Source organism: Pseudomonas lalkuanensis, assembly GCF_008807375.1.
Classification (GTDB): domain Bacteria; phylum Pseudomonadota; class Gammaproteobacteria; order Pseudomonadales; family Pseudomonadaceae; genus Metapseudomonas; species Metapseudomonas lalkuanensis.
The window spans coordinates 476,032-502,013 of the sequence record NZ_CP043311.1; the positions used below are offsets into that span (position 1 = coordinate 476,032).

Genomic DNA, 25,982 nt, shown 5'->3' on the forward strand with positions numbered 1-25,982 from the left:
GGGCGTCGCCTCCCTGTAACCAGGTTTTGGCTTGATTCTTGATGCGGCCGTCTTGCACTGCGCCGTGCTTGGACTACAAGAACCACAGGCCCTTCAGGAGCTGCCGGATGAAAAGCGTCGCCGAGATTCTCAGAGCCAAGTCCCATACCCGGTTGTTCAGTGTCGAACCGACGACCACCGTGCTGGAAGCCGCCCTGCTGATGGCCGAGAAGGACATCGGCGCGCTGGTGGTGCTGCAGGGTGGCGAGCTGGTCGGCATCGTCACCGAACGCGATTTCGTGCGCCGCGTGGCCGCCCTGGAGCGTTCGGCCTATGCCACCACCATCGAAGAGGTGATGACCTCCAACCTCTTCGTGGTGACCCCGCGCGACAGTAACCAGTACTGCATGCAACTGATGACCGAGAAGAACCTGCGCCACCTGCCGGTGCTCGATGACGGCAAGCTGGTGGGGCTGCTCTCCATCCGTGACCTGGTACGCGACATCACCGCCGAACAGGAAAGCCTGATCCAGCATCTGGAGCAGTACATTCGCGGGGCGTAACGCTGCGGGTGACAGGAAAAGCGTCCTCCTCGCTTTCCCCACACACTCTCCACACAGTCCCCATAAGCCCGCCTCGCGCGCTCGCCAGACTCTCCCTATCCCGACACAAGGAGAGTTGCCATGACCCGTACCCTCGGATTCAAGCTGGGCACCATCGCCCTGCTGATACTGCTGTTGATGATCCCGCTGACGCTGATCGACGGCCTGATCAGCGAACGCCAGGCCGCGCGCAACAGCGTGCTGATCAACATCGCCCAAAGTTCCAGCTACAGCCAGCGCATCACCGGACCGATCCTGGTGGTGCCTTACAAGCGCACGGTGCGCGAGTGGAAGACCTACGAGCAGACCGGCCAGCGCCATATGGAAGAGCGCGAAGTGAGTGGCCGGCTCTACTTCCTGCCGGAGCGCTTCGACCTCGCCGGCAACGTGGACACCGAAGTGCGAGCGCGGGGTATCTACAAGGCGCGGCTGTACAAGAGCGACAGCCAGGTCAGCGGGCAGATCCTGGTGCCGGCCAACTACGGTATCGACGAGAACCTGGCTGACTATCGCTTCGAGGCGCCTTTCCTGACGGTGGGCATCAGCGACATCCGCGGCATCGGCAACGCGCTCAAGCTGCGCCTGAACGGCCAGACCCTGGACTTCCAGCCCGGCAGTGGCGACCGCATGCTGCCGGGTGGCGTGCACGTACCGCTGGCGTCGATGCAGGCCGGGATCGTGCAGAGCCTGGACTTCGGCTTCGACCTCAAGCTGCAGGGCACCTCGTCCCTCAGCGTGACCCCGGTGGGGCGCGATTCGCGAGTGGAGTTGAGTTCGTCCTGGCCGCACCCGAGCTTCATCGGCGAATTCCTCCCCAGCGAGCGCAGCATCAGCGCCCAGGGTTTCTCCGCTACCTGGCAGACCAGTTTCTTCGCCACCAACCTGCAGGAGGCCCTGGCCGAATGCGTGGGCGAGGCCCAGTGCGATCCGTTCAATTCACGGGACTTCGGCGTGAGCTTTTCCGACCCGGTGGACCAGTACCTGAAGACCGACCGCGCGATCAAATACGCCCTGCTGTTCGTGGCCCTGACCTTCGCCGGCTTCTTCCTCGTGGAAGTGCTCAAGCGCCTGGCCGTGCACCCGGTGCAGTACGGCCTGGTGGGGCTCGCCCTGGCGTTCTTCTACCTGCTGCTGCTGTCGCTGTCCGAGCATCTGGAGTTCGCCCTGGCCTATCTCATCTCGGCGTCGGCGTGCGTGGCGCTGGTGGGGTTCTACGTCAGCCATGTGTTGCACAGCTGGCTGCGCGGCGGTGGGTTCACCCTGGGGCTGGCGGCGCTCTACGGCATGCTCTACGGCCTGCTCAGCGCCGAGGATTACGCCCTGCTGATGGGCTCGCTGCTGGTGTTCGGCCTGCTCGCCTGCGTGATGGTGCTGACTCGCAAGCTGGACTGGTACGGCGTCGGCCGCACCCAGCCGGCCAGCGGCAACTGAGGCGGGCCGGCCATGCGCGTACTGATGCGATTCGGCGGCTGCTTCCTGCTTGGCCTGGTGATTTCGGCGCTGGTGCTGGGGACGATGATGTTCGCCGGCGCCTTCGGTTTCATCGACCTCTGGCTGTTCACCGGCAAGCCGTTGGCGGGCCTGGCCCTGTGGCTGCTACCGGCCGGGTTCTGGCAGGGCCTGACCGGTGTAGTGGACGCCGCGCACAACCCGGCGGTGCGTTCCTTCCTCGAACTCTGCGCGGCCCTGGGCCAGGGCGCGCTGGTGCTGGCGGCGGGATTCTTCCGCCTCTGGTACCGGCACGCGGGAGGTGTGGAATGAGGTTGCTGGGGCTGCGCGAGGATCAGGAAAGGGCGGTGAAGCTGGCGGCGGAGCTGGACAGGCTGTTCAGCGCCTGCCTGCCCCGACCGCGGGAGATTTCAGTGGACAGGCGCCGTGGCCACCAGCGACGGGCGCTGGCTGACAGTTGAATACCAGGCGGCCAGCTTCGGGCAGTCGCGGCGCCAGTTGAGGTCGGGCATGCGGAAGTCCAGGTAGCCCAGGGCGCAGGCGGCGCTGATGGCGGCGACGTCGAAACGCTCATCCAGTTCGCCGGCGGCGTCTTCGAAGGCCGCCAGCGCGCGGTCGATCTTGCTGCATTGGCCCAGGACCCAGTCGTCCCAGCGCTTGTCCTCGGGACGCAGGAAGGTTTCGTAGCGCACCAGGATGGCGGCATCGGTTACCGCGTCCGCAAGCGAGGCCAGGGTCAGTCGCCGCCAGCGTTCCGGGCCGTCGCGGGGGATCAGCGGTTCGCCGCCGTGCTGGTGGTCGAAGTAGTCGAGGATCACCCGGCTGTCGTGCAGCACGCTGCTGTCGGCCAGCTGCAGCGCCGGGATCTTGCCGGCGGGGTTGTGCTCGTTCACATCGGCGTTGGGGTTCACCGGGGTGAGGGTCACGCCGTGCAGGTTGACCATGCCGAGCTGGCCGGTTTCGTGGAGCAGCACCATGACCTTGCGGACGTAGGGGGACGTGGGGGAGAAGAACAGGGTCAGGCTGGCGCTCATGCGGGATCCTCGGCGTCTACAGCGGGTCAATTGCGCATTTATACCGCATTGGATTGCCGCCGGGCATGTGGCTCTTGCAGGAGCGATTTCAATCGCGAAGCGCCCCGCAGGGCTGTCCTGCGTTGGTCGATGGAGGCGCTGCGCCAGACTTTCGCGAATGAATTCGCTCCCCCAGGATCAGTACTTGATCATCACCAATCGGTCCTGTGCCGATTCCGCGCCCCAGACTTCCCCGGTACGACCGGCCAGTTGGGTCACCCGGGCGCCGGGGCGATCACTGGGGAAGCTGGCGAACAGGCGGCTGAACGGGTTGAAGCGGAGGATGGCATTGGCGCTGAAATCGCTCAGCCAGACCCGCTCCTGCTCATCGACATAGAGCGCATGGGCGTCGGCGTTGCTGCCGGGGATGCTCCAGCTGTTCCAGGCTTCGCCCAGCGGATCGAAGCGGCTCAGGCGCCCGCCGGCTGCTTCGCTGACCCAGAGGGTGCCGCGCGAGTCGCTCCAGATCAGGCGCGGGCCGGCACTGTCCTCTGGCAGATCCACCAGCTTGGCCTGGCCGGTGTCGGGATCGATGCGGCCGATGTGGCGGGCCGGCTCGTTGGAGTACCAGACCTCGCCGTTGGGTGTCACCGTGATGCCGCCGGGACCGGGGCCTCCCGGCGCCGGCCAGACATCCATGCTGCGGTCGGCGGGTTTGAAGCGGCCATAGAACCCGCGCTTGCCGGTAAACCACAGGTCGCCATTGCGATCCTGGGCCAGGCCTTCGAGTTCGATGTCGGCCGCCGAGCCCTTGACGGGGAAGGTACTGACCGCCAGATCCACAGGGTCGACCCGCACCAGCGCATCCAGGCCGGGGTCGGTAATCCAGGCGGCGCCTTCCTGGTCCACCACCAGGGCGCGGGGCGAGGAGCCGATGCCCAGGGGCACCAGCTGGCTCTGGCCGGTGAGCGGGTCGAGCAGCCCGACCGCCCCCTGGCGTTGCGCGGTGAACCAGACGCGCCCGTCGGTGGCCGGCGCCACGTCGCGCGGGCCGGTGCCGACGGGGACCGGGTAGTAGGTGACATCCGCCGCAGTGGCCGTCCCGCAAAGCAGGGTTGCGCACAGGGCGAGGGCGAGGGGGCGGATCATGGGAAGGCCTCCGTGTCCTGGGTCGTCTATCAATCGACGCCGGAAGGAGGGCGGGGGTTCGCAGAAATTCCCGAACGGCAGGCTGGTTCCTGCCGAATCAGAGGGCAGGGGCGTGTTGCCGGCGCTGCCAGCGACTCAGGGCGGAGGCCAGCGCGGCAGGACTTTCCAGGCCCTGGCGGCGGGCACGGCTGAACAGGATCAGGGCGATTTCGGCGGTCACCAGCGCGTCGGCACTGGCGTTGTGGCGCTGCAGCACCTGCAGTCCGAAGTACTCGACCCACTCGTCCAGGCCGCCGTTGCGGATACCCGCTTCGGGGCAGAGCATGGGCGCCAGTTCAGCGATGTCGAGGAAAGAGTGGCGCAGGCGGTGGTCGAGGTCCTGCTTGAGGGCGCGGCTCAGCATGCGCTGGTCGAAGGTGGCGTGGAAGGCCAGCAGCGGGCTGTCGCCGAGGAACTCCATGAAGCCCAGCAGGGCTTCGGCCGGCTCCACGCCCGCGGCCAACTCGCTCGGTGCGATGCCATGGATCAGCACGCTGGCGCTGAGCTTGCCGGTTTCGCGCTGCAGGGTGGATTCGAACTGGTTGCCGAGGTCGATGGCGCCGTCGGTGATGCTCACCGCGCCGATGGACAGCACCAGGTCGCGGCTCATGTTCAGGCCGCTGGTTTCCAGGTCCAGCACCACGAAGCGTTGCTGGCGCAGGGGGCGATCGTCCAGTGGCTGGGGATCGGGCAGGCGGTCGCGACGGTCCGCGATGTCCGGATCCAGGGGCTTGCGGCGGGTGAACCAGGGGAAGCCGTTCATAGTTGATAACGTAGCGCCAGGCTCGATTGCAGGCGCTGGGCCTGACGGAAGGACTCGCGCAGGATGCGCCGGTCCAGGTGGTTGAGGGTATCCGGGTCGAGCCGGTTGGAGTAGGGCAGGCCTTGCCGTGCCTGATGCTGGTGCTGCTGCATGCGGGTGAGCTGGATGAAGTGGTAGGCCTCCTCATAGGCCGCGCCATCCAGCGCATCCACCACGTCCCGTTCCACCAGCTGGCGCAGGCGTTCCAGGGTGCCGCAGGCCTTGATGCCGTGGGCCAGGGCGAGCAAGCGGGCGCCGTCGACGAAGGGCGTCAGGCCCTGCACCTTGAGGTCGAGGGTGTCTTTCTCGGCACCCTTGCGGGCTACCACGAAATCGCGGAAACGCCCCACCGGCGGGCGCTGGCGCAGGGCGTTGTCGGCCAGCATGCGCTGGAACAGGCTGTTGTCGGCGACCAGGACCAGCAGTTCCCTTTGCAGCGCATCGCAGCCCTCGGTAGGCCCCCAGACGGCGCGCAGGTCAAAGTAGATGGAGGAGCCCAGCAGGTTCTCCGGCGTCGCCTCGCGGACGAAGGTGGCGAAGCGTCGGCTCCATTCGCTGCGCGACAGGCAGAGCTCCGGGTTGCCGGCCATGATGCCGCCCTTGCACAGCTCGAAGCCGCATTGCGCCAGGTGCTGGTTGATGCGTTCGGCCAGCGGCAGCAGGCGTCCGCGAATGGCGGCGGCTTCCACGGCGTCGGATGCCTCGAAGAGGATGCCGTTGTCCTGGTCGGTGTGCAGGGTCTGCTCGCAGCGTCCCTCGCTGCCGAAGCAGAGCCAGGTGAACGGGATGCCCGGATCGCCCATTTCTTCGAGGGTCAACTCGATCACCCGGCACACGGTGTGGTCGTTGAGCAGGGTGATGATGCGGGTGATCTGGGTGGAACTGGCGCCGTGGGCCAGCATGCTGTCCACCAGGCGCTGGATCTCGTCGCGCAGGGCGGCCAGGGTTTCGACCCGCCCGGCATGGCGGATGGTGCGCGCCAGATGCACCAGGTCCACCCGCTGCAGGGAAAACAGGTCACGTTCGGACACCACGCCCACCAGGCGCGCGCTGTCGACCACACAGACGTGGGCGATGTGCCGTTCGGTCATGGCCAGGGCGGCATCGAAGGCACTGGCTTCCGGCGGCAGGTGGAAGGGCGCCTGGGTCATGACGTCGGCAATGGGCTGGACAAGGTCGGCGCTGGCGTCGGCGATCACCCGGCGCAGGTCACGCAGAGTGAAAATGCCCTGCGGCCGCTGGCTGGCGTCGACGATGACGATGCTGCCCACCTGTTGCTCGTGCATCAGCCGCACCGCGTCGCGCAACGGCAGCTCCGGCTGGCAGGAGATCGGTTGGCGCACTGCCAGTTCGCCCAGGCGGGTATCCAGGGAGTACTGGGCGCCCAGGGTTTCCACGGCACGTAATTGCACCTGCTGGTTGACCTGGTCGAGCAGGCTGCTGACCCCGCGCAGGGCGAAGTCGCGGAAGGGATTGGAAAGGGCGAAGAGCTTGACGAAGGCGGTCTTGCCCAGCAGCAGGCAAAAGGTGTCTTCGCCGGCCAGGTGCTCGGTACGGGTGGCCCGTTCGCCCAGCAGCGCGGCCAGGGGGAAGCACTCGCCGCTGGCGATTTCGAAGGTGGTTTCGGTGCCACGCCGTGCCGAGTGTGGGCGCTCGCCTACCACCCGGCCCTGCTTGACGATATAGAAGTGCTCCACCGGCCCGTCCTGGGGCTTGATGATGGATTCGCCGGCGGCATAGAAACGCAGCAGGCAATGCTCGACGAGGAAAGCGAGGTGGGCGCTTTCCATCTGGTTGAAGGGCGGGTACTTCTGCAGGAACTCCATGGTGCCCTGGATGTTCTGCATGACCGCCTGCTTGCCGGCCTGGGCGAAGGCGTCTGACTTGGTCATCTTACTGCCCGTCGTTCTTGTTAGAAGAGCCATGCTGCGCGCGGCGGCAGGGGACACAAATTGGACGTAAGTCTAAGGGCTGGCGCGCAGGTCGTCGGAAATCCTGATAGGACGCTACCGTTCGGCGGGTGCTGCAATCTGCATGGGAACTTGCTTGCATTTTGCCTATCCGACCAGCGTACCCCGTGCTACAGCTAAGTAGTGAGGGGAGTTGGGCCTGCTAGGGAAGGCCCCTTCGAGGACGACCCCATGAGTTACGGTGATTTGCTGAGTGAAGCCGAGCTGCAAGCGCTTGATGAGATCATGCGCGTGCCCAGTGCACCACCCAGTGTTCTGTTGGTAGACGACGATGAAGTCGGGCGCGACGCCCTGGCCGATCAACTGGTGGCCCAGGGCATTCCCTGCATCACCGCTGACAGCGGCGAACAGGCGCTGGCGCTGCTGGTCACCCGTCCTTCCATCGGCCTGATGATCACCGAACTCCACATGCAAAGCGGCAGCGGCCTGGAACTGGTGCGCCAGGTGCGCCAGTCGGCGCGGGCGAGCCTGCCGGTCATCATCGTTTCCGGCGACGCCGACGTGCAGGACGCCATCGAGGCCATGCACATGAAGGTGGTGGACTTCCTGCTCAAACCGGTGGACATGAGCCGTCTCGCCAATCTGGTGCGCAACGAACTGGGCACCCCACCCGCGCCCAAGGCTCCTCCAACCGAGGTGCGACCCAGGCCGGCGAAAGCGAAAGCCAAAGCGAAGGTCATCGCGCTGAAGAGCGCTTGAAGAAACCGCCAGGGACAGGCGGTTTTTTTATGCCTGTCCCCGGGGTGTGTTTCAGTGATGGACGCTGTCGACGGCTATCCCTTCGCCGTCCACGTCGTGGTATTCGGCACGGCGGTCGGCGATGGCGCAGTAGATCAGCCCGGCCAGGCCCGCACCGAAGAACCAGGAGAAGGCCGACAGGGATTCGAAGGCGGGCAGTAGTGCCAGCAGGGTGGAAATCAGCGCCGCCGGCACGAAGGCGACCAGGGCCCGCGGGTTCACGCCACGGTGATAGTGGTAGGCCGCCTCGCGGCTTTCCGAGTACAGCTCCGGCAGGTTCACCCGGCCGCGGCGCAGCAGGTAGTAGTCGACGATCATGATCCCGTAGAGCGGGCCGAGCAGCGCACCAAGGCCGCCGAGGAAATAAACGATCACGCCGGGGCTGTTGTAGAGGTGCCAGGGCAGGATCAGCACGGCGATGGTGGCGCTGAGCAGGCCGGCGCGGCGGAAGTTGAGCGCACGGGGTGCGAGGTTGGTCAGCACGTAGGCCGGCGCGACGAAATTGGCCATGATGTTCACCGCCACGGTGACGATCAGGAAGGCCAGGCAGGCCAGCACCAGGCCGAGGGTGTCGGGGATGCTGGCGACGATCTCGGTCGGGCTCTTCACCAGTTTTCCGTCGATGCTGAATTGCGCCCCGGCCAGCACCACGGCGATCAGCGCGAAGCCGAGCATGTTCACCGGCAGGCCCCAGAAGTTGCCCACGCTGATGGTGCGGCGGTCGGGGCAGTTACGGGTGAAGTCGCAGAAGTTGAGGATCATGGTGCCGTACAGCGAGACCCACAGCGCCGCTGCGCCCAGCACTTTCAGCCACATGGTCGAGCCGGTGTAGCCTTCGCCGGTGGACCAGGTGATGGAGAAGCCGCTGCGCTGATACATCCAGCCGGCGAGTGCGGCGAAGGTCAGCAGGATCACCGGGCCGGCGAAGGATTCGTAGCGACGCACCATCTCCATGCCGTAGGCGAAGATCACCAGTTGCACGCACCAGATGCCGAGGAAGGTGATCCAGCCGAGGGTGGACAGGCCGAGCAGGGAGTCCTGGTCGTAGGCGGCGAGGGAGGGGAACACGGCCGTCAGCAGCACGCGCAGGACCACCGAGGCGAGGTAGGTCTGGATGCCGAACCAGGCAATGGCGATCACCGCGCGGATCAGCGCCGGGATCTGCGCGCCGTGGATGCCGAAGCTGATGCGGCACATCACCGGGTAGGGCAGGCCGGTCTTCTGCCCCATGTAGCCGGACAGGTTCATCAGGCCGTAGATCAGCAGCGCGCCGAGGGCGAACGCGGCGAGGATCTGCGCGCCGCTCATTCCCAGTGCGAACAGGCCGATGGCGAAGGAGTAGTTGGCGATGTTGTGCACATCGTTGGTCCACAGCGCAAAGAGGCTGTAGCGCCCCCAGCTGCGGCCTTGTGCCTTGGTCGGTGCGAGGTCGGCGCTGTACAGGCGCGGGCTCAGGGGCACTTCAGCGGGAGCGACCGCATCCGCGGGTGGGGAGTCGAGCTGGGTAACGCCGGGGAGTGGGGTGGGCGCCATTGGGCCTCCGTGATCTGGTGTGCACTGTTTTTGTATTTTTTGTATGCAAGCCAGTTTCGTGCCACCCGCTGGAGTCGGCAGTCATGGCGCCGATTTCAGGTCTTTCGTGCACCATAAGAGTTCATCTCAAGCCCAGTCCTGGCGCGCTCTTCATCCGGTCATCGGAAATTAGTCCTTGTATTTCATTGACTTAATAGTCAGCTTTGCGCGCGCTCTGTTGAACGTGGGGAATGGGATCTTTGTACACAATTTTTGTATGCAGGCGTTACGTCGACGCCCGCCCGGCTTTTCTGCAGGCAATAAAAAACCGCCCCGAAGGGCGGCTTTTCAGGGGCAGGTCTTAGAGACCGTTCTTCGCCTTGTACTCGCGGCGACGACGGTGCAGGACCGGCTCGGTGTAGCCGTTGGGCTGCTTGGTGCCTTCCACTACCAGTTCCAGCGCGGCCTGGAAGGCCACGTTGTCGGCAAAGTTCGGCGCCATCGGACGGTACAGCGGGTCGCTGGCGTTCTGGCGGTCGACCACAGAGGCCATGCGCTCCAGGCTCTCGACGATCTGCGCCTGGGTGACCACGCCGTGACGCAGCCAGTTGGCCAGCAGCTGGCTGGAGATACGCAGTGTGGCGCGGTCTTCCATCAGGCCGACATCGTTGATGTCCGGCACCTTGGAGCAACCGACGCCCTGGTCGATCCAGCGCACGACATAACCGAGGATGCCCTGGGCGTTGTTGTCCAGTTCGTTCTGGATCTCTTCCGCGCTCCAGTTGGTGTTCGGCGCCAGCGGAATGGTCAGGATGTCGTCCACCGAAGCCGGGGTACGCTTGGCCAGTTCGGCCTGACGGGCGAACACGTCGACCTTGTGGTAGTGCAGCGCATGCAGGGTGGCGGCGGTCGGCGACGGTACCCAAGCGGTGTTGGCGCCGGCCAGGGGGTGGCCGATCTTCTGCTCGAGCATGGCGCCCATCAGGTCCGGCATGGCCCACATGCCCTTGCCGATCTGCGCCTTGCCCTGCAGGCCGGTGGCCAGGCCGATGTCGACGTTGTTGTTCTCGTAGGCGCCGATCCACTTCTCGGACTTCATGGCGCCCTTGCGCACCATGGCGCCGGCTTCCATCGAGGTGTGGATTTCGTCACCGGTGCGGTCGAGGAAGCCGGTGTTGATGAATACCACGCGCTCGGCGGCAGCCTTGATGCAGGCCTTGAGGTTGACGGTGGTGCGGCGCTCCTCGTCCATGATGCCGACCTTCATGGTGTTGCGCGGCATGCCGAGGACGTCCTCAACGCGGCTGAAGATTTCGGTGGCGAAGGCCACTTCTTCCGGGCCGTGCATCTTCGGCTTCACGATGTACATGGAGCCGGTGCGGGTGTTCTTGCGGCTGGTGTTGCCCTTCAGGTTGTGCAGGGCGATCAGGCCGGTGAACAGGCCGTCCTGGATACCTTCCGGCACTTCGTTGCCAGCGGCGTCGAGGATGGCCGGGTTAGTCATCAGGTGACCGACGTTGCGCACGAACAGCAGGGAGCGGCCGTGCAGGGTCAGCTCGGAGCCGTCGGCCTTGCTGTAGACGCGATCGGGATTCATGGTGCGGGTGAAGGTCTGGCCGCCCTTGCTGACGGATTCAGCCAGGTCGCCCTTCATCAGGCCGAGCCAGTTGCGGTAGACCACGACCTTGTCGTCGGCATCGACGGCGGCGACGGAGTCTTCGCAGTCCATGATGGTGGTCAGCGCGGATTCCATCAGCACGTCTTTCACGCCAGCGGCGTCGGTCTGGCCGATGGGGCTGGTCGGATCGATCTGGATTTCGAAGTGCAGGCCGTTGTGCTTGAGCAGCACGGCGGCGGGCTTGGCGGCCTCGCCCTGGAAGGCGATGAACTGGGCGGCATTCTTCAGGCCGGCTTCGCTGCCATTCTTCAGGGTCACGGCCAGTTGGCCGTTCTTCACGGCGTAGGCGGTGGCGTCGACGTGGGAGGCGCCTTCCAGCGGCGCGGCTTCGTCGAGGAAGGTGCGGGCGAAGGCGATCACCTTGTCACCACGGACCTTGTTATAGCCCTTGCCCTTCTCGGCGCCGCCTTCTTCGCTGATGGCGTCGGTGCCATAGAGCGCATCGTAGAGCGAACCCCAGCGCGCGTTGGCGGCGTTAAGGGCGAAACGTGCGTTCATCACCGGCACGACCAGCTGCGGGCCGGCCATGGTGGCGATTTCTTCGTCGACGTTCTGGGTAGTAGCCTGGAAGTCGGCCGGTTCCGGCAGCAGGTAGCCGATCTCCTGGAGGAACGCCTTGTAGGCCACGGCGTCGTGGGCCTGGCCGGCACGTGCCTGGTGCCAGGCGTCGATCTTGGCCTGCAGTTCATCGCGTTTGGCGAGGAGGGCTTTGTTCTTCGGAGCCAGGTCATTGATGACGGCTTCCACACCGGCCCAGAACTTCTCGGCCGCAATGCCGGTTCCGGGGATGGCTTCGTTGTTCACGAAGTCGAACAGGACTCTGGCGACCTGAAGGCCACCGACTTGAACGCGCTCAGTCATTGCTTGCCTCACTCTGCTCAATATCCGCTCGGACCGGGGGTTTCCCTTCTTGTAGTCCGAAGCGCGGCATACTACATGAAGCCGTCGTGAAAATCAGTGGGGTCGCGTCGCTATGCGACTAAAAGCTGGTTTACGGTCACAACGGCGGGCAGAATGTTCTCAAAAAACTGGCGTATTGTTCCAGTTAAATCTGAAAAATGTACACGATTTGTTTTTCAGAGAAACTGCGACAGGCCGTCGCATGCGGCTCCGCGCGGGTTTCCGGGGCTTTTCCTATACTCCTGCGAATTCGCCCCTGGAGCTGCCCATGCCTGTACATGCCGTCACGTTCAGCGATCTTGATGATCTGTCCCCACTTTTCGCCGGCTACCTGGAGTTCTATAAGGTCCCCCGGCCCCTGGCGGAAATCCGCGCCTTCCTCGAGCAGCGCCTGGATCGCGGCGACTCGACCCTGTTCATCGCCCATGACAGTGCAGGCACACCCCTGGGTTTTACCCAGCTTTATCCCTTTCTCTCGTCGCTGGCGCTGGCACCGGCCTGGTTGTTGAGCGATCTTTATGTAGTACCCGCCGCCCGGCGCCAGGGCGTCGGCGAAGACCTGATGAACGCCGCCCGCGCCCACGCCGAACGCACCGGCGCTTGCGGCATCCAGTTGGAAACCGCGAAGACCAACCTTGCCGGCCAGGCGCTGTACGAGCGACTGGGTTATGTGCGGGATGAGGTTTTCTTCACCTACTGGCTGAGCCTGGCCTGACGCCCGGCGCCGGTTGCCTACAGAGAAGGAGTCGAGCGTGGATCATCTGGTACTTACGGTCATCGCGGCGGACCAGCCCGGTCTGGTGGAACGCGTCGCGCAGTGCATCGCCGCCCACGGCGGCAACTGGCTGGAAAGCCGCATGTCACGCATGGCCGGGCAGTTCGCCGGCATCCTGCGGGTAGCGGTTCCGGCCGAGGGCTACGACGAACTGGTAGAGGGACTGCAGGGCCTCAGCGCCCACGGCATCCGCGTGATGCTGGCGCAGAGCGGGATCGAGCCGGCCTGTACCTGGAAGCCGATCCTGCTGGATCTGGTGGGTAACGATCGACCCGGCATCGTTCGCGACATCACGCGGCTGCTGGCGGAACTGGGGGTGAATCTGGAAAGCCTGGTCACAGAAGTGATGCCGGCGCCCATGAGCAGCGAGCCGCTGTTCCATGCCGAAGCGGTGCTGGCGGTTCCGCTGACCCTGTCGCTGGACGTGTTGCAGGCCAAGCTGGAGGGGCTGGCGGACGAGCTGATGGTGGAGCTGAACCTGCATCAGGAGAAGTGACTCTTTCGCCGTGTTGTGAAGCCCAACGTGCCCGCTACAAGGGCCGCCGTTGGGCTTCGCTGCGCCCTGACGGAACGCCGCCGCACCAACCTGCGGGAGCAGGTCAGGAATGGCGCCGCAGGGTGAGCCAGGCGTCGACGCTGTAGATGGCCAGGCCAACCCAGATGAAGGAGAAGGCCAGCAGCTTGCTCGGGTCGAAATGCTCGTCGAAGAGGAAGATCGCCTGAAGCATCACCAGGGTCGGCGCCAGGTACTGCAAGAAGCCGAGGGTGGTGTAAGGCAGGTTCCGCGCGGCGGCGTTGAAGCACACCAGCGGCACCAGCGTGATCGGGCCGGCGGCCATGAGCCAGAGGGCTTCGGGGCTGCTCCAGAAGCTGGCCTGCGCCGAGGCTGCACTCGGGTTCAGCAGTAGCCAGCCAACCGCCAGCGGCAGGAGCAACCAGGTTTCCACCACCAGGCCGGGCAGCGCCGCCACCGGCGCCTGTTTGCGGATCAGCCCATAGAAGCCGAAGGTCAGCGCCAGGGTGAGGGAGACCCAGGGCAGCGCGCCCACCTGCCAGATCTGCTGGGCCACGCCCACCGCTGCCAACAGTACCGCCAGCCACTGCAGCCGACGCAGGCGCTCGCCGAGAATCAGCATCCCCAGCAGCACATTCACCAGCGGGTTGATGTAGTAGCCGAGGCTCGCTTCGAGCATCCGCCCGTTGTTCACCGCCCAGACGTACACCAGCCAGTTGGCGGCGATGAGCATGCCACTGGCGGCCAGCACGCCGAAGCGCTTGGGATTCTCCCGCAGTTCGCGGAACCAGCCGGGGTGCTTCCAGACCAGCAGTAGCGCAGCGCCGAACAGGGCGGACCAGATGGCCCGGTGGACGATGATTTCCAGCGCCGGAACGCTCTGGATGGCTTTGAAGTAGAGCGGAAAGAGTCCCCAGATAATGTAGGCGGAGAGCCCCAGGATGTACCCGCGGCGCGGGTCGGCGGTGGCCATGAAGGTTCCTTGCTTAGGCAGCTAACGAGTGGTGCGACATTCTAGTTGGCGCCATCGGGGCTTGTCTGTGTGCTCAGGTTTTTTCCATGGGGATGGGCAAGCGGAAAGCGTAAGGGGTTCTTTACGCCTGCTCGCGAGGCGCGCCCGCTGCTCTTTTGTGGGGGCGATTTCAATCGCTGAGCGGACCACAGGTTCGCCCTGCGAGGTTTGGGGCGGCTGCGCAGCCCTTAGCGAATGAATTCGCCCCCACAATGGAATGCAGAGAGGCCCCGACCGTTCAGAACAGCTTCAAGGGCGCTTCGTCCAGCGCCGCCAGTTGTTCGCGCAGGGTGAGGATCTGGTCGCCCCAGTAGCGCTCGCTGCCGAACCAGGAGAAATGCATGGGGAAGGCCGGGTCGTCCCAGCGGCGGGCGATCCAGGCGCTGTGGTGCATGAGGCGCAGGGTGCGCAGGCCTTCGATCAGCGGCAACTCGCGCGGGTCGAAGTCGTGGAATTCCTGGTAGCCGTCTACCAGTTCGGCCAGTTGGCCGAGGCGCTCGTGGCGCTCGCCGGCGAGCATCATCCACAGGTCCTGGACCGCCGGGCCCATGCGGCAGTCGTCCAGGTCCACCACATGGAAGGCCTCGTCGCGGCACAGCAGGTTGCCGGGGTGGCAGTCGCCGTGCAGGCGGATGGGCTGGTAGCGCACTTGCGCGAACAGGGCATCCAGGCGCTTGAGCAGGTCGCGGGCGACCGACTCATAGGCCGGCAGCAGGCTGCGGGGAATGAAGTCGCCCTCCAGCAGGGTAGCCAGGGACTGGTGGCCGAAGTTATCCACCGCCAGGGTTTCCCGATGTTCGAACGGACGGGTCGCACCCACCGCGTGAAGGCGGCCGAGGAGCTGGCCGAGGCGGAAAAGCTGGTCCAGGTTGCCCGGCTCGGGGGCGCGGCCGCCGCGGCGGGGGAACAGGGCGAAGCGGAATCCGGCGTGTTCGAACAGGCTTTCACCATCACGAAGCAGCGGGGCCACGACCGGCACTTCGCATTCCGCCAGTTCGGCGCTGAAGCTGTGCTCCTCGCGGATTGCCGCGTCGCTCCAGCGCTGCGGTCGATAGAACTTGGCGATCAGCGGCTCGGCGTCTTCGATGCCCACCTGGTACACGCGGTTCTCGTAGCTATTCAGCGCGAGGATGCGCGCGTCGCTGAGGAAGCCGAGGCTTTCAACGGCATCCAGTACCAGGTCGGGAGTAAGGTCATCGAAGGGGTGGGACATGGAAGGCTCCGGCAGTCAGGCGCCCAGTCTATCCCTGCGAGCGATTTGCTGCGCGTCGGAATAACGGCCTAGAGCGCAGTACCGAGCAGTACCTGGCCAGGGGCGAACTGTGCGCGGACCCCGTCGCCTGGCTTGAGGCCGAACTGGGCCAGGCGCTCGGGTTCGACCAGGGCGCAAAGGGTCTGGCTGCTGGCCAGGGCGATGCGCACTTCGCTGGGGCCGTCGGCGGCGTCGAAGATTTCCTCGATCCGGCCCTGCAGCTGGTTCAGCGACTCGTCGGCCGGTTCGGAAAGCGGCAGCAGGCGCAGCCAGCCGGCCTTGATCAGTGCCACCACGCTGCGGCCCGGAGCCAGTTCCAGTTTCTCGGTGCTGTCGCGGGTGATCTGCGCCAGCAGGTGGGCGCCCCCGGCCAGTTCGACCTTCACTAGGTCATTGCGGCCCCTGGGCTGGATGTCGAGCACCCGGCCGCTCAGCTGGTTGCGGGCGCTGGTGCGCAGCATGAGGCGGCCCAGCAGCTCGAGGTCCTGTTCGCTTTCGGCGCTTTCCAGCAGGCGTGCCTGCAGGCTTTCCAGGCGCTTGTAGAGCGCCAGCAGGCGCTCGCCCTCTGCGGACAGCCGCGCGCCACCACCTCCCTTGCCACCCACCGAGCGTTCCACCAGGGGCCGCTCGGCGAGGTTGTTCAGCTCGTCGATGGCGTCCCAGGCGGCCTTGTAGCTCAGGCCGGCGGCCTTGGCGGCGCGGGTGATGGAACCTTGCACGGCGATCTGCTCCAGCAGCGCCAGACGCTGCGGGCGGCGGGTGAGTTGCTGGGTGAGGGCACTGGTCAGGCTCATGGGCAGGCGGATCGTCAGGGGTTCTGGCGCGCAGGCTGCGCCCGCGGGTCCATCGCGTCAAGCCTTCAGCGGTCGCCGGGGCGCGGCGTACGGGCCAGGCAGTAGACGTCCACCCGCGTCGCACCTGCACGCTTGAGCAGGCGGGCGAGGAAATGCGCGGTGGTGCCTGTGGTCAGCACGTCGTCCACCAGCGCCACGTGCAGGCCTTTCGCCTCGGCGCGCGGCGCCAGGGCGAAGGCGTGGCGCAGGTTGCGGCGTCGTGCGGCGGCATCCAGTCCTTGCTGGGGCGGCCCGTCCTCGACCCGCTGCAGCCAGTCATCCCGCTGCGCGATGTCCAGCTCTTTGCTCAGCCAGCGGGCCAGCATCTGTGCCTGATTGAAACCGCGCTTGCGCAGACGGGGAGGGGCCAGCGGAACCGGCAGAAGCGCGGCGGGGCGTGGAAAACCTTCGTTGAAGGCATGCTCCAGATGGCGCGCAAGCAACGCCCCGAGGAGGCGGCCATGGGGCCAGTTGCCCTGATGCTTGAAGCGAGTGATCAGGCTGTCCACCGGAAAGCCGTAGCGCCAGACGGCCTCCACCCGGGTGAAGGGCGGTGGCCGTTTCAGGCACTCGCCGCACGGCAGTCCATGGGTGGGCAGGGGCAGGGCGCACACCGAGCAGTGCCCGGCGAGCCAGGGAAGCTCGGTCTCACAGCCGCTGCAGATGGGCAGGCTGCCCCCTGGCGCGCGGCAAAGCAGGCAGGTGGGCGTGTGGCGAAACCAGTCCGGCCGCAGCCGAGCGAGCAGAGCGAACATGGTCCCCTCCGTGGGACATGGGGTTCAGACGATCAGCCAGCTCATCACCACCAGACCGAGGAAGGTGAGCACCAGGCCGCCGATGATGGACTTGCGAATGAAGGCGCGGATGCCGCTGTAGAGCAGGAGCAGGCCGATAACCAGCAGGAACAGGCTGAAGAAGGACACGTCCATGCCGATGGCCCGCGCCAGGCCGTTGAAAAAGTCGTCGATGGCCTGGCCAATGCCGCCCAGCACTCCAGAGAGCAGGTCGACGAAAAAGCGGATGACGGTGCCGATCATCCGGCCGAACCACTCGAAAAATCCCTCGGTACGCATTGCGGTGTATTGCTCCTTCAGCGGCGGGCTGCCCTGGATTGGAGCCGCGCCGGGAAATCTGGTTCAGTGGTGTTTGTGATTAAAAAATGATCAGATGTCGACCTGTGTCGTAATCCTGGTTGACAGCGTCACAGCCCCACTTATGATGCCCTAAGCCTGAATTCCCGGAATTTTGTTCCGGGTATCCCCGACAAGAGGCGCCACACAAGCGTCGAAGGAAACCTCCATGAGTGCAACCGCTTCCATCGCTACCCGTCACGACTGGTCCCTCGCCGAGGTGAAGGCGCTGTTCGAACAGCCGTTCAATGACCTGCTGTTCCACGCCCAGACCATCCACCGCGCGAACTTCGACCCGAATCGGGTACAGGTTTCCACCCTGCTGTCGATCAAGACCGGCGCCTGCCCGGAAGACTGCAAATACTGCCCGCAGTCCGGCCACTACAACACCGGCCTGGACAAGGAAAAGCTGATGGAAGTGCAAAAGGTGCTCGAAGCCGCTGCCGAAGCCAAGGCCATCGGTTCCACCCGCTTCTGCATGGGCGCCGCCTGGAAGCACCCGTCCGCGAAGGACATGCCCTACGTGCTGGAAATGGTCAAAGGCGTGAAGAAACTCGGCCTGGAAACCTGCATGACCCTCGGCAAGCTGACCCAGGAGCAGACCGTGGCGCTGGCCGAAGCGGGCCTCGACTACTACAACCACAACCTGGATACCTCGCCGGAGTTCTACGGCAACATCATCACCACCCGCACCTACAGCGAGCGCCTTCAGACCCTGGCGTACGTGCGCGAGGCGGGGATGAAGATCTGCTCCGGCGGCATCCTCGGCATGGGCGAGTCCGTTGAAGACCGCGCCGGCCTGCTGATCCAGCTGGCGAACCTGCCCGAGCACCCGGAATCGGTGCCGATCAACATGCTGGTGAAGGTCAAGGGCACCCCCCTGGCCGAAGAGAAGGACGTCGATCCGTTCGACTTCATCCGCACCCTGGCGGTCGCCCGCATCATGATGCCGAAGTCCCACGTGCGCCTGTCCGCCGGGCGCGAGCAGATGAACGAGCAGATGCAGGCCCTGGCCTTCATGGCCGGCGCCAACTCGATCTTCTACGGCGAGAAGCTGCTGACCACCAAGAACCCGCAGGCCGAGAAGGACATGCAGCTGTTCGCCCGTCTTGGCATCAAGCCGGAAGAGCGCGAAGAGCACGCCGACGAAGTGCACCAGGCCGCCATCGAGCAGGCCCTGGTCGAGCAGCGCGACTCGCAGCTGTTCTACAACGCCGCTTCCGTCTGATACCGCACCATCGAACCCTGTAGGAGCGAGCTTGCTCGCGAAGGGCGGCTCCTGCAGGTTCGCCAGCAAGCTGGCTCCTACGAAAGACCGAACCGCCCATGCCTTTTGATCTCGCATCCCGCCTCGCCGCCCGCCATGCGGACAACCTCTATCGCCAGCGCCCGTTGCTGGAAAGCCCACAGGGGCCCGAGGTGGTGGTGGACGGCCGACCCATGCTGGCCTTCTGCTCCAATGACTACCTGGGCCTGGCCGACCACCCCGAGGTGAAGGCCGCCCTGCAGCGTGGCGTGGAGCGCTGGGGCGCCGGCGGTGGTGCTTCGCACCTGGTGATCGGCCACAGCGGCCCGCACCATGACCTGGAACTGGCCCTCGCCGAATTCACCGGGCGGCCCCGCGCGCTGCTGTTCTCCACCGGCTACATGGCCAACCTGGGTGCCGTCACCGCGCTGCTGGGCAAAGGCGATACCGTGCTGGAAGACCGCCTCAACCATGCGTCCCTGCTGGACGCCGGGCTGCTCTCCGGTGCGCGTTTCTCGCGCTACCTGCATAACGATGTCGACAGCCTCGCCAGTCGTCTGGAAAAGGCGGAAGGCAATACCCTGGTGGTCACCGACGGCGTGTTCAGCATGGACGGCGACCTCGCCGAACTACCGGCCCTCTGCGCCGCCGCAAAGGCCCGTGGCGCCTGGGTGATGGTGGATGACGCCCATGGTTTCGGTCCGCTGGGCGCCACTGGCGGCGGCATCGTCGAGCACTTCGGCCTGGGCCTGGAGGATGTGCCCGTGCTGGTGGGCACCCTGGGCAAGGCCTTCGGCACTGCCGGCGCCTTCGTTGCCGGCAGCGAAGAGCTGATCGAGACGCTGATCCAGTTTGCCCGCCCCTACATCTATACGACCAGCCAGCCCCCGGCCGTGGCCTGCGCCACCCTGAAGAGCCTGGAACTGCTGCAGCGCGAAAGCTGGCGCCGTGAGCACCTGAACAAGCTGATCCGGCGCTTCCGCGAGGGTGCGGCCGAAATCGGCCTGACCCTGATGGACAGCCCGACGCCTATCCAGCCGATCCTGATCGGCGACAGCGCCCGCGCCCTGAAACTGTCCGCGCTCCTGCGCGATCGCGGCATCCTGGTCGGTGCGATCCGCCCGCCCACCGTGCCGGCCGGCAGTGCGCGGCTGCGCGTCACTTTCTCCGCCGCTCACAGCGAAGAGCAGCTTGAATCCTTGCTGAGTGCCCTGGCCGAGTGCTGGGCAACCCTGGCGAAGGAGGAAGCCCCCGATGCGTGAGCGCCTGATACTGCTACCGGGCTGGGCCATTGGCCCGGCTGCCCTCGAACCCCTGCGTGAAGCCCTGCTGGAGCGTGCGCCGCACCTGGCGGTGGAGATCGAACCCTTGCCCGCCCTGGACCAGGCCGGCGCCTGGCTCGACGAGCTGGACGCGCGCCTGCCTGAGGACAGCTGGCTGGCCGGCTGGTCCCTTGGCGGCATGCTCGCTGCGCAACTGGCCGCGCGTCGTGGCGACGCCTGCCGTGGCCTGATCGGGTTGTGCAGCAACATGAGTTTCCGCGACCGCGACGACTGGCCCTGCGCCATGTCCCAGGAGATCTTCGCGGCCTTCTACGAGGCCTGCCGCCTCGACCCCGCGCAGACCTTGAAACGCTTCACCATGCTGGTGGCCCAGGGAGCGCGGGATGCCCGTACCCTGGCGCGGCAGCTCCAGGTCACCCAGGTGCCCGGCGAGCCCAAGGTGCTGGATGCCGGCCTGCGCCTGCTCGACGTGCTGGATATTCGCGCGGCGATCCAGGGCTTCGGCGGTCCGCAGCTCTACCTGTTCGCTGGTCGCGATGCGCTGGTGCCGGCCACCGCCGCCGATGCGCTGCTGGATTGGTTGCCGGATGTGGAAGTGCAGGTTTTCGCCGACGCCAGCCACGGCCTGCCACTGGAGCGGCCGGAAGAGGTGGCGGCGGCCATCCTCGGTTTCATGCGCGAGGGTGACGATGTCTGATCCACGGATCGCTGCCGAGGCCGAAGGCCAACTGCCGGACAAGCGCCAGGTGGCCGCGTCCTTTTCCCGCGCGGCGGACAGCTACGACAGCGTCGCCGCCCTGCAACGGGCAGTCGGCCACGAACTGCTGAGTCGGCTGCCGCAAGGCTTCGAGCCGCAGCGCTGGCTCGACCTGGGCTGCGGCACCGGCTACTTCTCCCGTGCCCTGGCCGAGCGCTTCCCCGCGGGCGACGGACTTGCCGTGGACATCGCCGAAGGCATGCTGCGCCATGCGCGTCCGCTGGGGGGCGCGCGGCGCTTCATCGCCGGGGATGCCGAGCACCTGCCATTGGCCAGCGGTACCTTGCAACTGATCTTCTCCAGCCTCGCCGTGCAGTGGTGCGCCGACTTCGCCGCCGTGCTTGCCGAGGCCCGTCGCGTCTTGCAGCCGGGAGGCGTATTCGCCTTCAGCAGCCTCTGCGTCGGCACCCTGCAGGAGCTGCGCGACAGTTGGCAGGCGGTGGATGGCTTCGTCCACGTCAACCGCTTCCGTCGCCTGGAGGACTACCAGGACCTGTGCGCGGCCAGCGGCCTGCTGCCGCTGGACCTGGACAGCGAGCCCCAGGTGCTGCACTACGCCGACCTGCGCACCCTGACCCACGAACTCAAGGCCCTTGGCGCCCACAACCTCAATCCAGGCCGCCCGGGCGGACTGACCGGGCGGGCGCGCATCCTGGCGCTGGTAGAGGCCTACGAGCGCTTCCGCCAGCCGCAGGGCCTGCCGGCCACCTACCAGGTGGTCTACGGCGTACTGAAGAAGGAAGACTGAAATGGCCGCGGCCTACTTCGTGACCGGCACCGACACCGAGATCGGCAAGACCACCATTGCCGCAGGGCTGCTGCACGCCGCCCGGACGCTGGGGTTGTCCACCGCGGCGGCCAAGCCGGTGGCGTCCGGCTGCGAGGAGACCGCCGACGGTCTGCGCAACAGCGATGCCCTGGCGTTGCTGGGCGAGTGCACGCTGCCGCTGGCCTATGAGGAGGTCAATCCGCTGGCCTTCGCCCCGGCCATCGCGCCGCACCTTGCCGCACTCGAGGCCGGCATCCATCTGGATCTGGACGCCCTTGCCGGTCCGGTACGCCGGGTCCTGGCCATGGGCGCCGATTTCAGCCTGGTGGAGGGAGCGGGCGGCTGGCGCGTGCCCCTGGCCGGTTCCGCCACCCTGTCCGACCTGCCTATCGCCCTTGGCCTGCCGGTGATCCTGGTGGTGGGCGTGCGGCTGGGCTGCATCAACCATGCGCTGCTGACTGCCGAGGCGATCCGGCGTGATGGCCTGACCCTCGCTGGTTGGGTCGCCAACGTAGTCGACCCGCAGACATCGCGTCTGGAAGAGAACCTCGCCACCCTGGGCGAGCGCCTGCCGGCGCCTTGCCTGGGTCATGTACCGCACCTGGCCGAGGCAAGCCCGGCGGCGGTGGCGCGCCATCTCGACCTGGCGCCGCTCGGTACGTTCGTCCAGCGCTGATTGCACAGTGCCACGCCGGCTGCTTCAATTGCCGGCATCGTCAAACGAGCTTCGGTATCCGCCATGGAAATCCAGGGTAGTGGCTTCAGCGCCGGTCTTGGCGCCATCCAGTCCGGCCAGCGCATGGTCGAGAAGGCCGCCGGCGAAATCGCCAGCAGCACAGTCGCAGGCGCCGACTCGCAGCAACCCGCCGACCTCACCTCCATCCTGCTCGCCCTCGAGGCCGGCAAAGTCCAGGCCGAAGCCGGCAGCATGGTCGCCAAGGCCACCGACCAGATGATCGGCAGCCTCATCGACACCTTCGCCTGATCCCCCCAAGGGCCGCTTCTCGCGGCCCTTTTCGCATCGCCTTCTTCTGCCTGGTCCGGCGCTGTCGCGCTGGTTCTTGATCTTTACTGTCTTCAGGCAGGGCCTTCGGCTGCCTGCCAGGGATATGACCGGTCGGTCGGGCGGAGCGCTTGACAGGGATTTGGAGTAAACGTATGTTTCAAACGCCTGTTTGATTGCTCCCGCAATTGCCACAAGATGCCGTTAGCGACCGGCGCTCCGGTCAGCTGAACCAGGAACCCACTGCAGAGGTTTACCGCTATGCCTGATTACAAGGCCCCCTTGCGTGATATCCGCTTCGTTCGTGACGAGCTGCTCGGCTACGAAGCGCACTATCAGAGCCTGCCTGGCTGCCAGGACGCCACCCCGGACATGGTCAACGCCATCCTCGAGGAAGGCGCCAAGTTCTGCGAGCAGGTGATCGCTCCGCTGAACCGTGTGGGTGACACCGAGGGCTGCACCTGGAGCGAGTCCGGCGTGAAGACCCCGACCGGCTTCAAGGAAGCGTACAAGCAGTTCGTCGAAGGCGGCTGGCCGAGCCTGGCCCATGACGTCGACCACGGCGGCCAGGGCCTGCCGGAGTCCCTGGGCCTGGCCATCAGCGAGATGGTTGGCGAGGCCAACTGGTCCTGGGGCATGTACCCCGGCCTGTCCCATGGCGCGATGAACACCCTGTCCGCCCATGGCACCGACGAGCAGAAGCACACCTACCTGACCAAGCTGGTATCCGGCGAGTGGACCGGCACCATGTGCCTGACCGAGCCGCACTGCGGTACCGACCTGGGCATGTTGCGCACCAAGGCCGAGCCCCAGGCCGACGGTTCCTACAAGGTTTCCGGCACCAAGATCTTCATCTCCGCCGGTGAACACGATATGGCCGACAACATCGTCCATATCGTCCTGGCCCGCCTGCCCGACGCTCCGGCCGGCACCAAGGGTATTTCCCTGTTCATCGTTCCGAAGTTCATGCCGAATGCCGATGGTTCGGCCGGCGAGCGCAACGCCGTTTCCTGCGGTTCCATCGAGCACAAGATGGGCATCCACGGCAACGCCACCTGCGTGATGAACTTCGACGGCGCCACCGGCTTCCTGATCGGTCCGGCGAACAAGGGCCTGAACTGCATGTTCACCTTCATGAACACCGCTCGCCTGGGTACCGCGCTGCAAGGCCTGGCCCACGCCGAGATCGGTTTCCAGGGTGGCATCAAGTACGCTCGCGAACGCCTGCAGATGCGCTCCCTGACCGGCCCGAAAGCGCCGGACAAGGCTGCCGACCCGATCATCGTCCACCCGGACGTGCGTCGCATGCTGCTGACCATGAAGGCCTTCGCCGAAGGCAACCGCGCCATGGTCTACTTCACCGCCAAGCAAGTGGACATCGTCAAGTACAGCCAGGACGAAGAGCAGAAGAAAGCTGCTGACGGCCTGCTGGCTTTCCTGACCCCCATCGCCAAGGCCTTCATGACCGAAGTGGGCTTCGAATCCGCTTCCCATGGCATGCAGATCTACGGCGGCCACGGCTTCATCAGCGAGTGGGGCATGGAGCAGAACCTGCGCGACTGCCGCATCTCCATGATGTACGAAGGCACCACCGGCGTTCAGGCCCTCGACCTGCTGGGGCGCAAGATCCTGATGACCCAGGGCGAAGCGCTGAAGGGCTTCACCAAGATCGTGCACAAGTTCTGCCAGGCCAACGAATCCAACGAAGCCGTCAAGGAATTCGTCGAGCCTCTGGCCAGGCTGAACAAGGAGTGGGGCGAGCTGACCATGAAGATCGGCATGGCCGCCATGAAGGACCGCGAGGAAGTGGGTGCCGCTTCGGTGGACTACCTGATGTACTCCGGTTACGCCTGCCTGGCTTACTTCTGGGCCGACATGGCTCGCCTGGCTGCCGAGAAACTGGCTGCCGGCGAAGGCGATGCCGCCTTCTACAAGGCCAAGCTGCAGACCGCGCGTTTCTACTTCAAGCGCATCCTGCCGCGTACCCGCACCCACGTGGAAGCCATGCTGTCCGGTGCGAGCAACCTGATGGACCTGGCCGAAGAAGACTTCGACCTGGGTTACTAAGGTTCAGCGCTACACGAAGAGCCCGCCATCCGGCGGGCTTTTTCGTTCCGGGTATCGGGTTGTGCGGAAGTTCGCAGCACCGCCCCGTGCGCGTGTATCGCGCCTGTGCAATCATATCGCCAGCTCGATTTTTCCCCGTCTTTAGAATCCCAGGATCAGACCCCGTGCGGCCTCGTGTGTCCTATCGCGTCAGCCATTTCCTGCCCCCACTGCTGCTGGTGGTCGGGGGTGGGGTGGTGGGCTCGCTGTCGGGGATGAACGAGTTCTTCACCTCCCTCTTCAACGTGCTGCCCACCTTGCTGCTCCTGCTGGGCGGCGCCTTCTGTTCGGCTTATGGCCGGGTTCGCCAGGTGGCGCTGCTGCTGGTGGTCTACCTGGCCTATTACCAGCTCGATACCCAGGTCGATTACTACCAGGCCGAGCGAGTGGTGCGAGAGGATGCCGGACTGGTCTTCCATCTCGCCAGCCTGCTGTTGCCCATGCTCTATGGCCTGTACGGCTGCTGGGAGGAACGCACTCACCTGCTGCAGGATTTCGTCGCCCGCGGCGCGGTGCTGATGGCGGTACTCGGCGTAACGGTGGCGCTGGGCAGCAACTACCCGGATGCGGTGCTGGGCATGATCGGCAAGATCTACTGGCCCTTGCTGCACGGCAACTGGATGACCATGGTCCAGCTGGCCTACCTGGCGTTCGTCGTCGCCCTGGTGGCCTTGCTGGTCGCCTACCTGCGCCAGCCGCGACCGCAGCATGCGGCTCAACTGCTCGGGCTGGTCGGCCTGCTGTGGATGTTGCCCAGGGCCTTCATGCTGCCCCACGCGCTCCACGTAATGAGCAGCCTGGTGATGCTCGCGCTCACCGCGTCCGTGGTCCATGAGGCTTACCAGATGGCTTTTCGCGACGAACTCACCGGCCTGCCCGGTCGTCGTGCATTGAACGAGCGCCTGCGGCGCCTCGGACGCAACTACGTGCTGGCGATGACCGACGTCGACCACTTCAAGAAATTCAACGACACCTACGGCCACGACGTAGGCGACCAGGTGCTGCGCCTGGTGGCCAGCCGTCTGCGCAAGGTGGGCGGCGGTGGCAAGGCCTATCGCTATGGCGGCGAGGAATTCACCATCCTCTTCCCCGGTAAATCGGTGGAGGAGTGCATGCCCCACCTGGAAGCGGTGCGCCAGGCCATCGAGCAGTACCAGATGCACCTGCGTGACCAGGACAGCCGGCCGAAGAGTGACGACGCCGGCCGTGCCAGGCGTGGGGCCGCCAGCGGACAGACCGTGTCGGTGACCATCAGCATCGGTGTGGCCGAACGGGATGCTGAACAGCGCACCCCGGAAGAGGTCATCAAGGTCGCCGACCAGGCGCTCTACAGCGCCAAGAGCGCGGGGCGCAACCGGGTCTTCCGCCATGGCGAGAATCGCCGGGGAGCGGTGCGGGTGAAGAAGGCCGCCAGTAGCTGACGCGGTGGGTTATGACGCTCCATTCAGCAGCGGCAGCGTCGTTGTAGGGA

The 25,982-nt window shown here is 65.7% G+C and carries 24 protein-coding genes and 1 pseudogene; 14 read left to right on the forward strand and 11 right to left on the reverse strand.

Going from position 1 to position 25,982, the window contains the following annotated elements; translation table 11 throughout:
• Positions 1-107 precede the first annotated feature (107 nt).
• The 3 genes from FXN65_RS02190 to FXN65_RS02200 all read left to right on the forward strand — a co-directional run bounded on the left by FXN65_RS02190 (position 108) and on the right by FXN65_RS02200 (position 2,342).
• Positions 108-542, forward strand: coding sequence for a CBS domain-containing protein (locus FXN65_RS02190; protein ID WP_151131455.1), 435 nt, complete (start codon positions 108-110; stop codon positions 540-542).
• Between the two features lie 120 nt (positions 543-662).
• On the forward strand, positions 663-2,012 hold the full coding sequence (gene creD, locus FXN65_RS02195) for a cell envelope integrity protein CreD (RefSeq protein WP_151131456.1): 1,350 nt from the start codon (positions 663-665) through the stop codon (positions 2,010-2,012).
• Between the two features lie 12 nt (positions 2,013-2,024).
• On the forward strand, positions 2,025-2,342 hold the full coding sequence (locus FXN65_RS02200) for a hypothetical protein (RefSeq protein ID WP_151131457.1): 318 nt from the start codon (positions 2,025-2,027) through the stop codon (positions 2,340-2,342).
• A gap of 98 nt (positions 2,343-2,440) precedes the next feature.
• On the opposite strand, the gene FXN65_RS02205 is transcribed toward FXN65_RS02200, so the two are convergent.
• From FXN65_RS02205 to FXN65_RS02220, 4 genes are all read right to left on the reverse strand, one after another.
• Positions 2,441-3,064, reverse strand: a complete 624-nt coding sequence (locus FXN65_RS02205; RefSeq protein WP_151131458.1) for a glutathione S-transferase family protein — start codon at positions 3,062-3,064, stop codon at positions 2,441-2,443.
• Positions 3,065-3,241: 177 nt separating this feature from the next.
• A complete protein-coding gene (locus FXN65_RS02210; RefSeq protein WP_151131459.1) occupies positions 3,242-4,192 on the reverse strand; it encodes a Vgb family protein in 951 nt (316 codons plus the stop codon).
• Positions 4,193-4,289: 97 nt separating this feature from the next.
• Positions 4,290-4,994: a 3'-5' exonuclease gene (locus tag FXN65_RS02215; protein ID WP_151131460.1), complete on the reverse strand. Its 705-nt coding sequence runs from the start codon at positions 4,992-4,994 to the stop codon at positions 4,290-4,292.
• Positions 4,991-6,925, reverse strand: coding sequence for a putative nucleotidyltransferase substrate binding domain-containing protein (locus FXN65_RS02220; protein ID WP_151131461.1), 1,935 nt, complete (start codon positions 6,923-6,925; stop codon positions 4,991-4,993). Before FXN65_RS02220 ends, FXN65_RS02215 begins: the two co-directional genes overlap by 4 nt.
• Positions 6,926-7,174: 249 nt before the next feature.
• Here FXN65_RS02220 and FXN65_RS02225 point away from each other — a divergent pair.
• A pseudogene (locus FXN65_RS02225) lies at positions 7,175-7,606 on the forward strand (response regulator); the annotation flags it as partial.
• A gap of 147 nt (positions 7,607-7,753) precedes the next feature.
• On the opposite strand, the gene FXN65_RS02230 reads toward FXN65_RS02225, so the two are convergent.
• Both FXN65_RS02230 and FXN65_RS02235 read right to left on the reverse strand, forming a co-directional pair.
• Entirely contained in the window at positions 7,754-9,274 is a 1,521-nt protein-coding gene (locus tag FXN65_RS02230; protein ID WP_151131463.1) for an NCS1 family nucleobase:cation symporter-1, read from the reverse strand.
• Positions 9,275-9,614: 340 nt separating this feature from the next.
• Entirely contained in the window at positions 9,615-11,792 is a 2,178-nt protein-coding gene (locus FXN65_RS02235) for a malate synthase G (RefSeq protein WP_151131464.1), read from the reverse strand.
• A gap of 307 nt (positions 11,793-12,099) precedes the next feature.
• On the opposite strand from FXN65_RS02235, the gene FXN65_RS02240 reads away from it, so the two are divergent.
• Entirely contained in the window at positions 12,100-12,546 is a 447-nt protein-coding gene (locus FXN65_RS02240) for a GNAT family N-acetyltransferase (RefSeq protein WP_151131465.1), read from the forward strand.
• A 37-nt stretch (positions 12,547-12,583) separates the two neighbouring features.
• The gene (locus FXN65_RS02245; protein WP_151131466.1) at positions 12,584-13,102 is read left to right on the forward strand and encodes a glycine cleavage system protein R; all 519 of its coding nucleotides are present in this window, start codon (positions 12,584-12,586) and stop codon (positions 13,100-13,102) included.
• A gap of 103 nt (positions 13,103-13,205) precedes the next feature.
• Here the strand turns inward: FXN65_RS02245 and rarD are convergent, their stop codons facing one another.
• The 5 genes from rarD to FXN65_RS02270 all read right to left on the reverse strand — a co-directional run bounded on the left by rarD (position 13,206) and on the right by FXN65_RS02270 (position 17,290).
• Positions 13,206-14,093, reverse strand: a complete 888-nt coding sequence (gene rarD, locus FXN65_RS02250) for an EamA family transporter RarD (RefSeq protein WP_151131467.1) — start codon at positions 14,091-14,093, stop codon at positions 13,206-13,208.
• A gap of 277 nt (positions 14,094-14,370) precedes the next feature.
• Positions 14,371-15,345, reverse strand: a complete 975-nt coding sequence (locus FXN65_RS02255; protein WP_151131468.1) for a serine/threonine protein kinase — start codon at positions 15,343-15,345, stop codon at positions 14,371-14,373.
• Positions 15,346-15,413: 68 nt separating this feature from the next.
• Positions 15,414-16,178 (reverse strand): TOBE domain-containing protein, encoded by a 765-nt coding sequence (locus tag FXN65_RS02260; RefSeq protein WP_151131469.1) that lies wholly within the window; start codon positions 16,176-16,178, stop codon positions 15,414-15,416.
• A gap of 65 nt (positions 16,179-16,243) precedes the next feature.
• Positions 16,244-16,972, reverse strand: a complete 729-nt coding sequence (locus FXN65_RS02265; RefSeq protein ID WP_151131470.1) for a ComF family protein — start codon at positions 16,970-16,972, stop codon at positions 16,244-16,246.
• A 24-nt stretch (positions 16,973-16,996) separates the two neighbouring features.
• Complete coding sequence (locus tag FXN65_RS02270; RefSeq protein ID WP_151131471.1) at positions 16,997-17,290, reverse strand: hypothetical protein; 294 nt, start codon at positions 17,288-17,290, stop codon at positions 16,997-16,999.
• Positions 17,291-17,516: 226 nt separating this feature from the next.
• Between FXN65_RS02270 and bioB the strand changes: the two genes are divergently transcribed.
• The 8 genes from bioB to FXN65_RS02310 all read left to right on the forward strand — a co-directional run bounded on the left by bioB (position 17,517) and on the right by FXN65_RS02310 (position 25,932).
• Positions 17,517-18,575: a biotin synthase BioB gene (gene bioB / locus FXN65_RS02275; protein ID WP_151131472.1), complete on the forward strand. Its 1,059-nt coding sequence runs from the start codon at positions 17,517-17,519 to the stop codon at positions 18,573-18,575.
• A 98-nt stretch (positions 18,576-18,673) separates the two neighbouring features.
• On the forward strand, positions 18,674-19,855 hold the full coding sequence (gene bioF, locus FXN65_RS02280) for an 8-amino-7-oxononanoate synthase (RefSeq protein WP_151131473.1): 1,182 nt from the start codon (positions 18,674-18,676) through the stop codon (positions 19,853-19,855).
• Entirely contained in the window at positions 19,848-20,573 is a 726-nt protein-coding gene (locus FXN65_RS02285; protein WP_151131474.1) for an alpha/beta fold hydrolase, read from the forward strand. Before bioF ends, FXN65_RS02285 begins: the two co-directional genes overlap by 8 nt.
• Complete coding sequence (bioC, locus tag FXN65_RS02290) at positions 20,566-21,381, forward strand: malonyl-ACP O-methyltransferase BioC (protein ID WP_151131475.1); 816 nt, start codon at positions 20,566-20,568, stop codon at positions 21,379-21,381. The genes FXN65_RS02285 and bioC overlap by 8 nt, the downstream gene beginning before the upstream one ends.
• Position 21,382: 1 nt before the next feature.
• The gene (gene bioD, locus FXN65_RS02295) at positions 21,383-22,078 is read left to right on the forward strand and encodes a dethiobiotin synthase (protein ID WP_151131476.1); all 696 of its coding nucleotides are present in this window, start codon (positions 21,383-21,385) and stop codon (positions 22,076-22,078) included.
• Between the two features lie 63 nt (positions 22,079-22,141).
• Positions 22,142-22,387 carry a hypothetical protein gene (locus FXN65_RS02300; protein WP_151131477.1) on the forward strand — a complete coding sequence of 82 codons (246 nt, stop codon included), beginning with the start codon at positions 22,142-22,144 and terminating at the stop codon, positions 22,385-22,387.
• 279 nt (positions 22,388-22,666) lie between these two features.
• Positions 22,667-24,472 (forward strand): phenylacyl-CoA dehydrogenase, encoded by a 1,806-nt coding sequence (locus FXN65_RS02305; protein WP_151131478.1) that lies wholly within the window; start codon positions 22,667-22,669, stop codon positions 24,470-24,472.
• A 164-nt stretch (positions 24,473-24,636) separates the two neighbouring features.
• On the forward strand, positions 24,637-25,932 hold the full coding sequence (locus FXN65_RS02310; RefSeq protein ID WP_151131479.1) for a GGDEF domain-containing protein: 1,296 nt from the start codon (positions 24,637-24,639) through the stop codon (positions 25,930-25,932).
• Positions 25,933-25,982: the final 50 nt, after the last annotated feature.

What these genes read in the sequence shown, in the direction of transcription:
- FXN65_RS02190 (WP_151131455.1), top strand. Translation starts at nt 108, where the DNA reads ATGAAAAGCGTCGCCGAGATTCTCAGAGCCAAGTCCCATACCCGGTTG.
- creD (WP_151131456.1), top strand. Translation starts at nt 663, where the DNA reads ATGACCCGTACCCTCGGATTCAAGCTGGGCACCATCGCCCTGCTGATA.
- FXN65_RS02200 (WP_151131457.1), top strand. Translation starts at nt 2,025, where the DNA reads ATGCGCGTACTGATGCGATTCGGCGGCTGCTTCCTGCTTGGCCTGGTG.
- FXN65_RS02205 (WP_151131458.1), bottom strand. Translation starts at nt 3,064, where the DNA reads ATGAGCGCCAGCCTGACCCTGTTCTTCTCCCCCACGTCCCCCTACGTC.
- FXN65_RS02210 (WP_151131459.1), bottom strand. Translation starts at nt 4,192, where the DNA reads ATGATCCGCCCCCTCGCCCTCGCCCTGTGCGCAACCCTGCTTTGCGGG.
- FXN65_RS02215 (WP_151131460.1), bottom strand. Translation starts at nt 4,994, where the DNA reads ATGAACGGCTTCCCCTGGTTCACCCGCCGCAAGCCCCTGGATCCGGAC.
- FXN65_RS02220 (WP_151131461.1), bottom strand. Translation starts at nt 6,925, where the DNA reads ATGACCAAGTCAGACGCCTTCGCCCAGGCCGGCAAGCAGGCGGTCATG.
- FXN65_RS02230 (WP_151131463.1), bottom strand. Translation starts at nt 9,274, where the DNA reads ATGGCGCCCACCCCACTCCCCGGCGTTACCCAGCTCGACTCCCCACCC.
- FXN65_RS02235 (WP_151131464.1), bottom strand. Translation starts at nt 11,792, where the DNA reads ATGACTGAGCGCGTTCAAGTCGGTGGCCTTCAGGTCGCCAGAGTCCTG.
- FXN65_RS02240 (WP_151131465.1), top strand. Translation starts at nt 12,100, where the DNA reads ATGCCTGTACATGCCGTCACGTTCAGCGATCTTGATGATCTGTCCCCA.
- rarD (WP_151131467.1), bottom strand. Translation starts at nt 14,093, where the DNA reads ATGGCCACCGCCGACCCGCGCCGCGGGTACATCCTGGGGCTCTCCGCC.
- FXN65_RS02255 (WP_151131468.1), bottom strand. Translation starts at nt 15,345, where the DNA reads ATGTCCCACCCCTTCGATGACCTTACTCCCGACCTGGTACTGGATGCC.
- FXN65_RS02260 (WP_151131469.1), bottom strand. Translation starts at nt 16,178, where the DNA reads ATGAGCCTGACCAGTGCCCTCACCCAGCAACTCACCCGCCGCCCGCAG.
- FXN65_RS02265 (WP_151131470.1), bottom strand. Translation starts at nt 16,972, where the DNA reads ATGTTCGCTCTGCTCGCTCGGCTGCGGCCGGACTGGTTTCGCCACACG.
- FXN65_RS02270 (WP_151131471.1), bottom strand. Translation starts at nt 17,290, where the DNA reads ATGCGTACCGAGGGATTTTTCGAGTGGTTCGGCCGGATGATCGGCACC.
- bioB (WP_151131472.1), top strand. Translation starts at nt 17,517, where the DNA reads ATGAGTGCAACCGCTTCCATCGCTACCCGTCACGACTGGTCCCTCGCC.
- bioF (WP_151131473.1), top strand. Translation starts at nt 18,674, where the DNA reads ATGCCTTTTGATCTCGCATCCCGCCTCGCCGCCCGCCATGCGGACAAC.
- FXN65_RS02285 (WP_151131474.1), top strand. Translation starts at nt 19,848, where the DNA reads ATGCGTGAGCGCCTGATACTGCTACCGGGCTGGGCCATTGGCCCGGCT.
- bioC (WP_151131475.1), top strand. Translation starts at nt 20,566, where the DNA reads ATGTCTGATCCACGGATCGCTGCCGAGGCCGAAGGCCAACTGCCGGAC.
- bioD (WP_151131476.1), top strand. Translation starts at nt 21,383, where the DNA reads ATGGCCGCGGCCTACTTCGTGACCGGCACCGACACCGAGATCGGCAAG.
- FXN65_RS02300 (WP_151131477.1), top strand. Translation starts at nt 22,142, where the DNA reads ATGGAAATCCAGGGTAGTGGCTTCAGCGCCGGTCTTGGCGCCATCCAG.
- FXN65_RS02305 (WP_151131478.1), top strand. Translation starts at nt 22,667, where the DNA reads ATGCCTGATTACAAGGCCCCCTTGCGTGATATCCGCTTCGTTCGTGAC.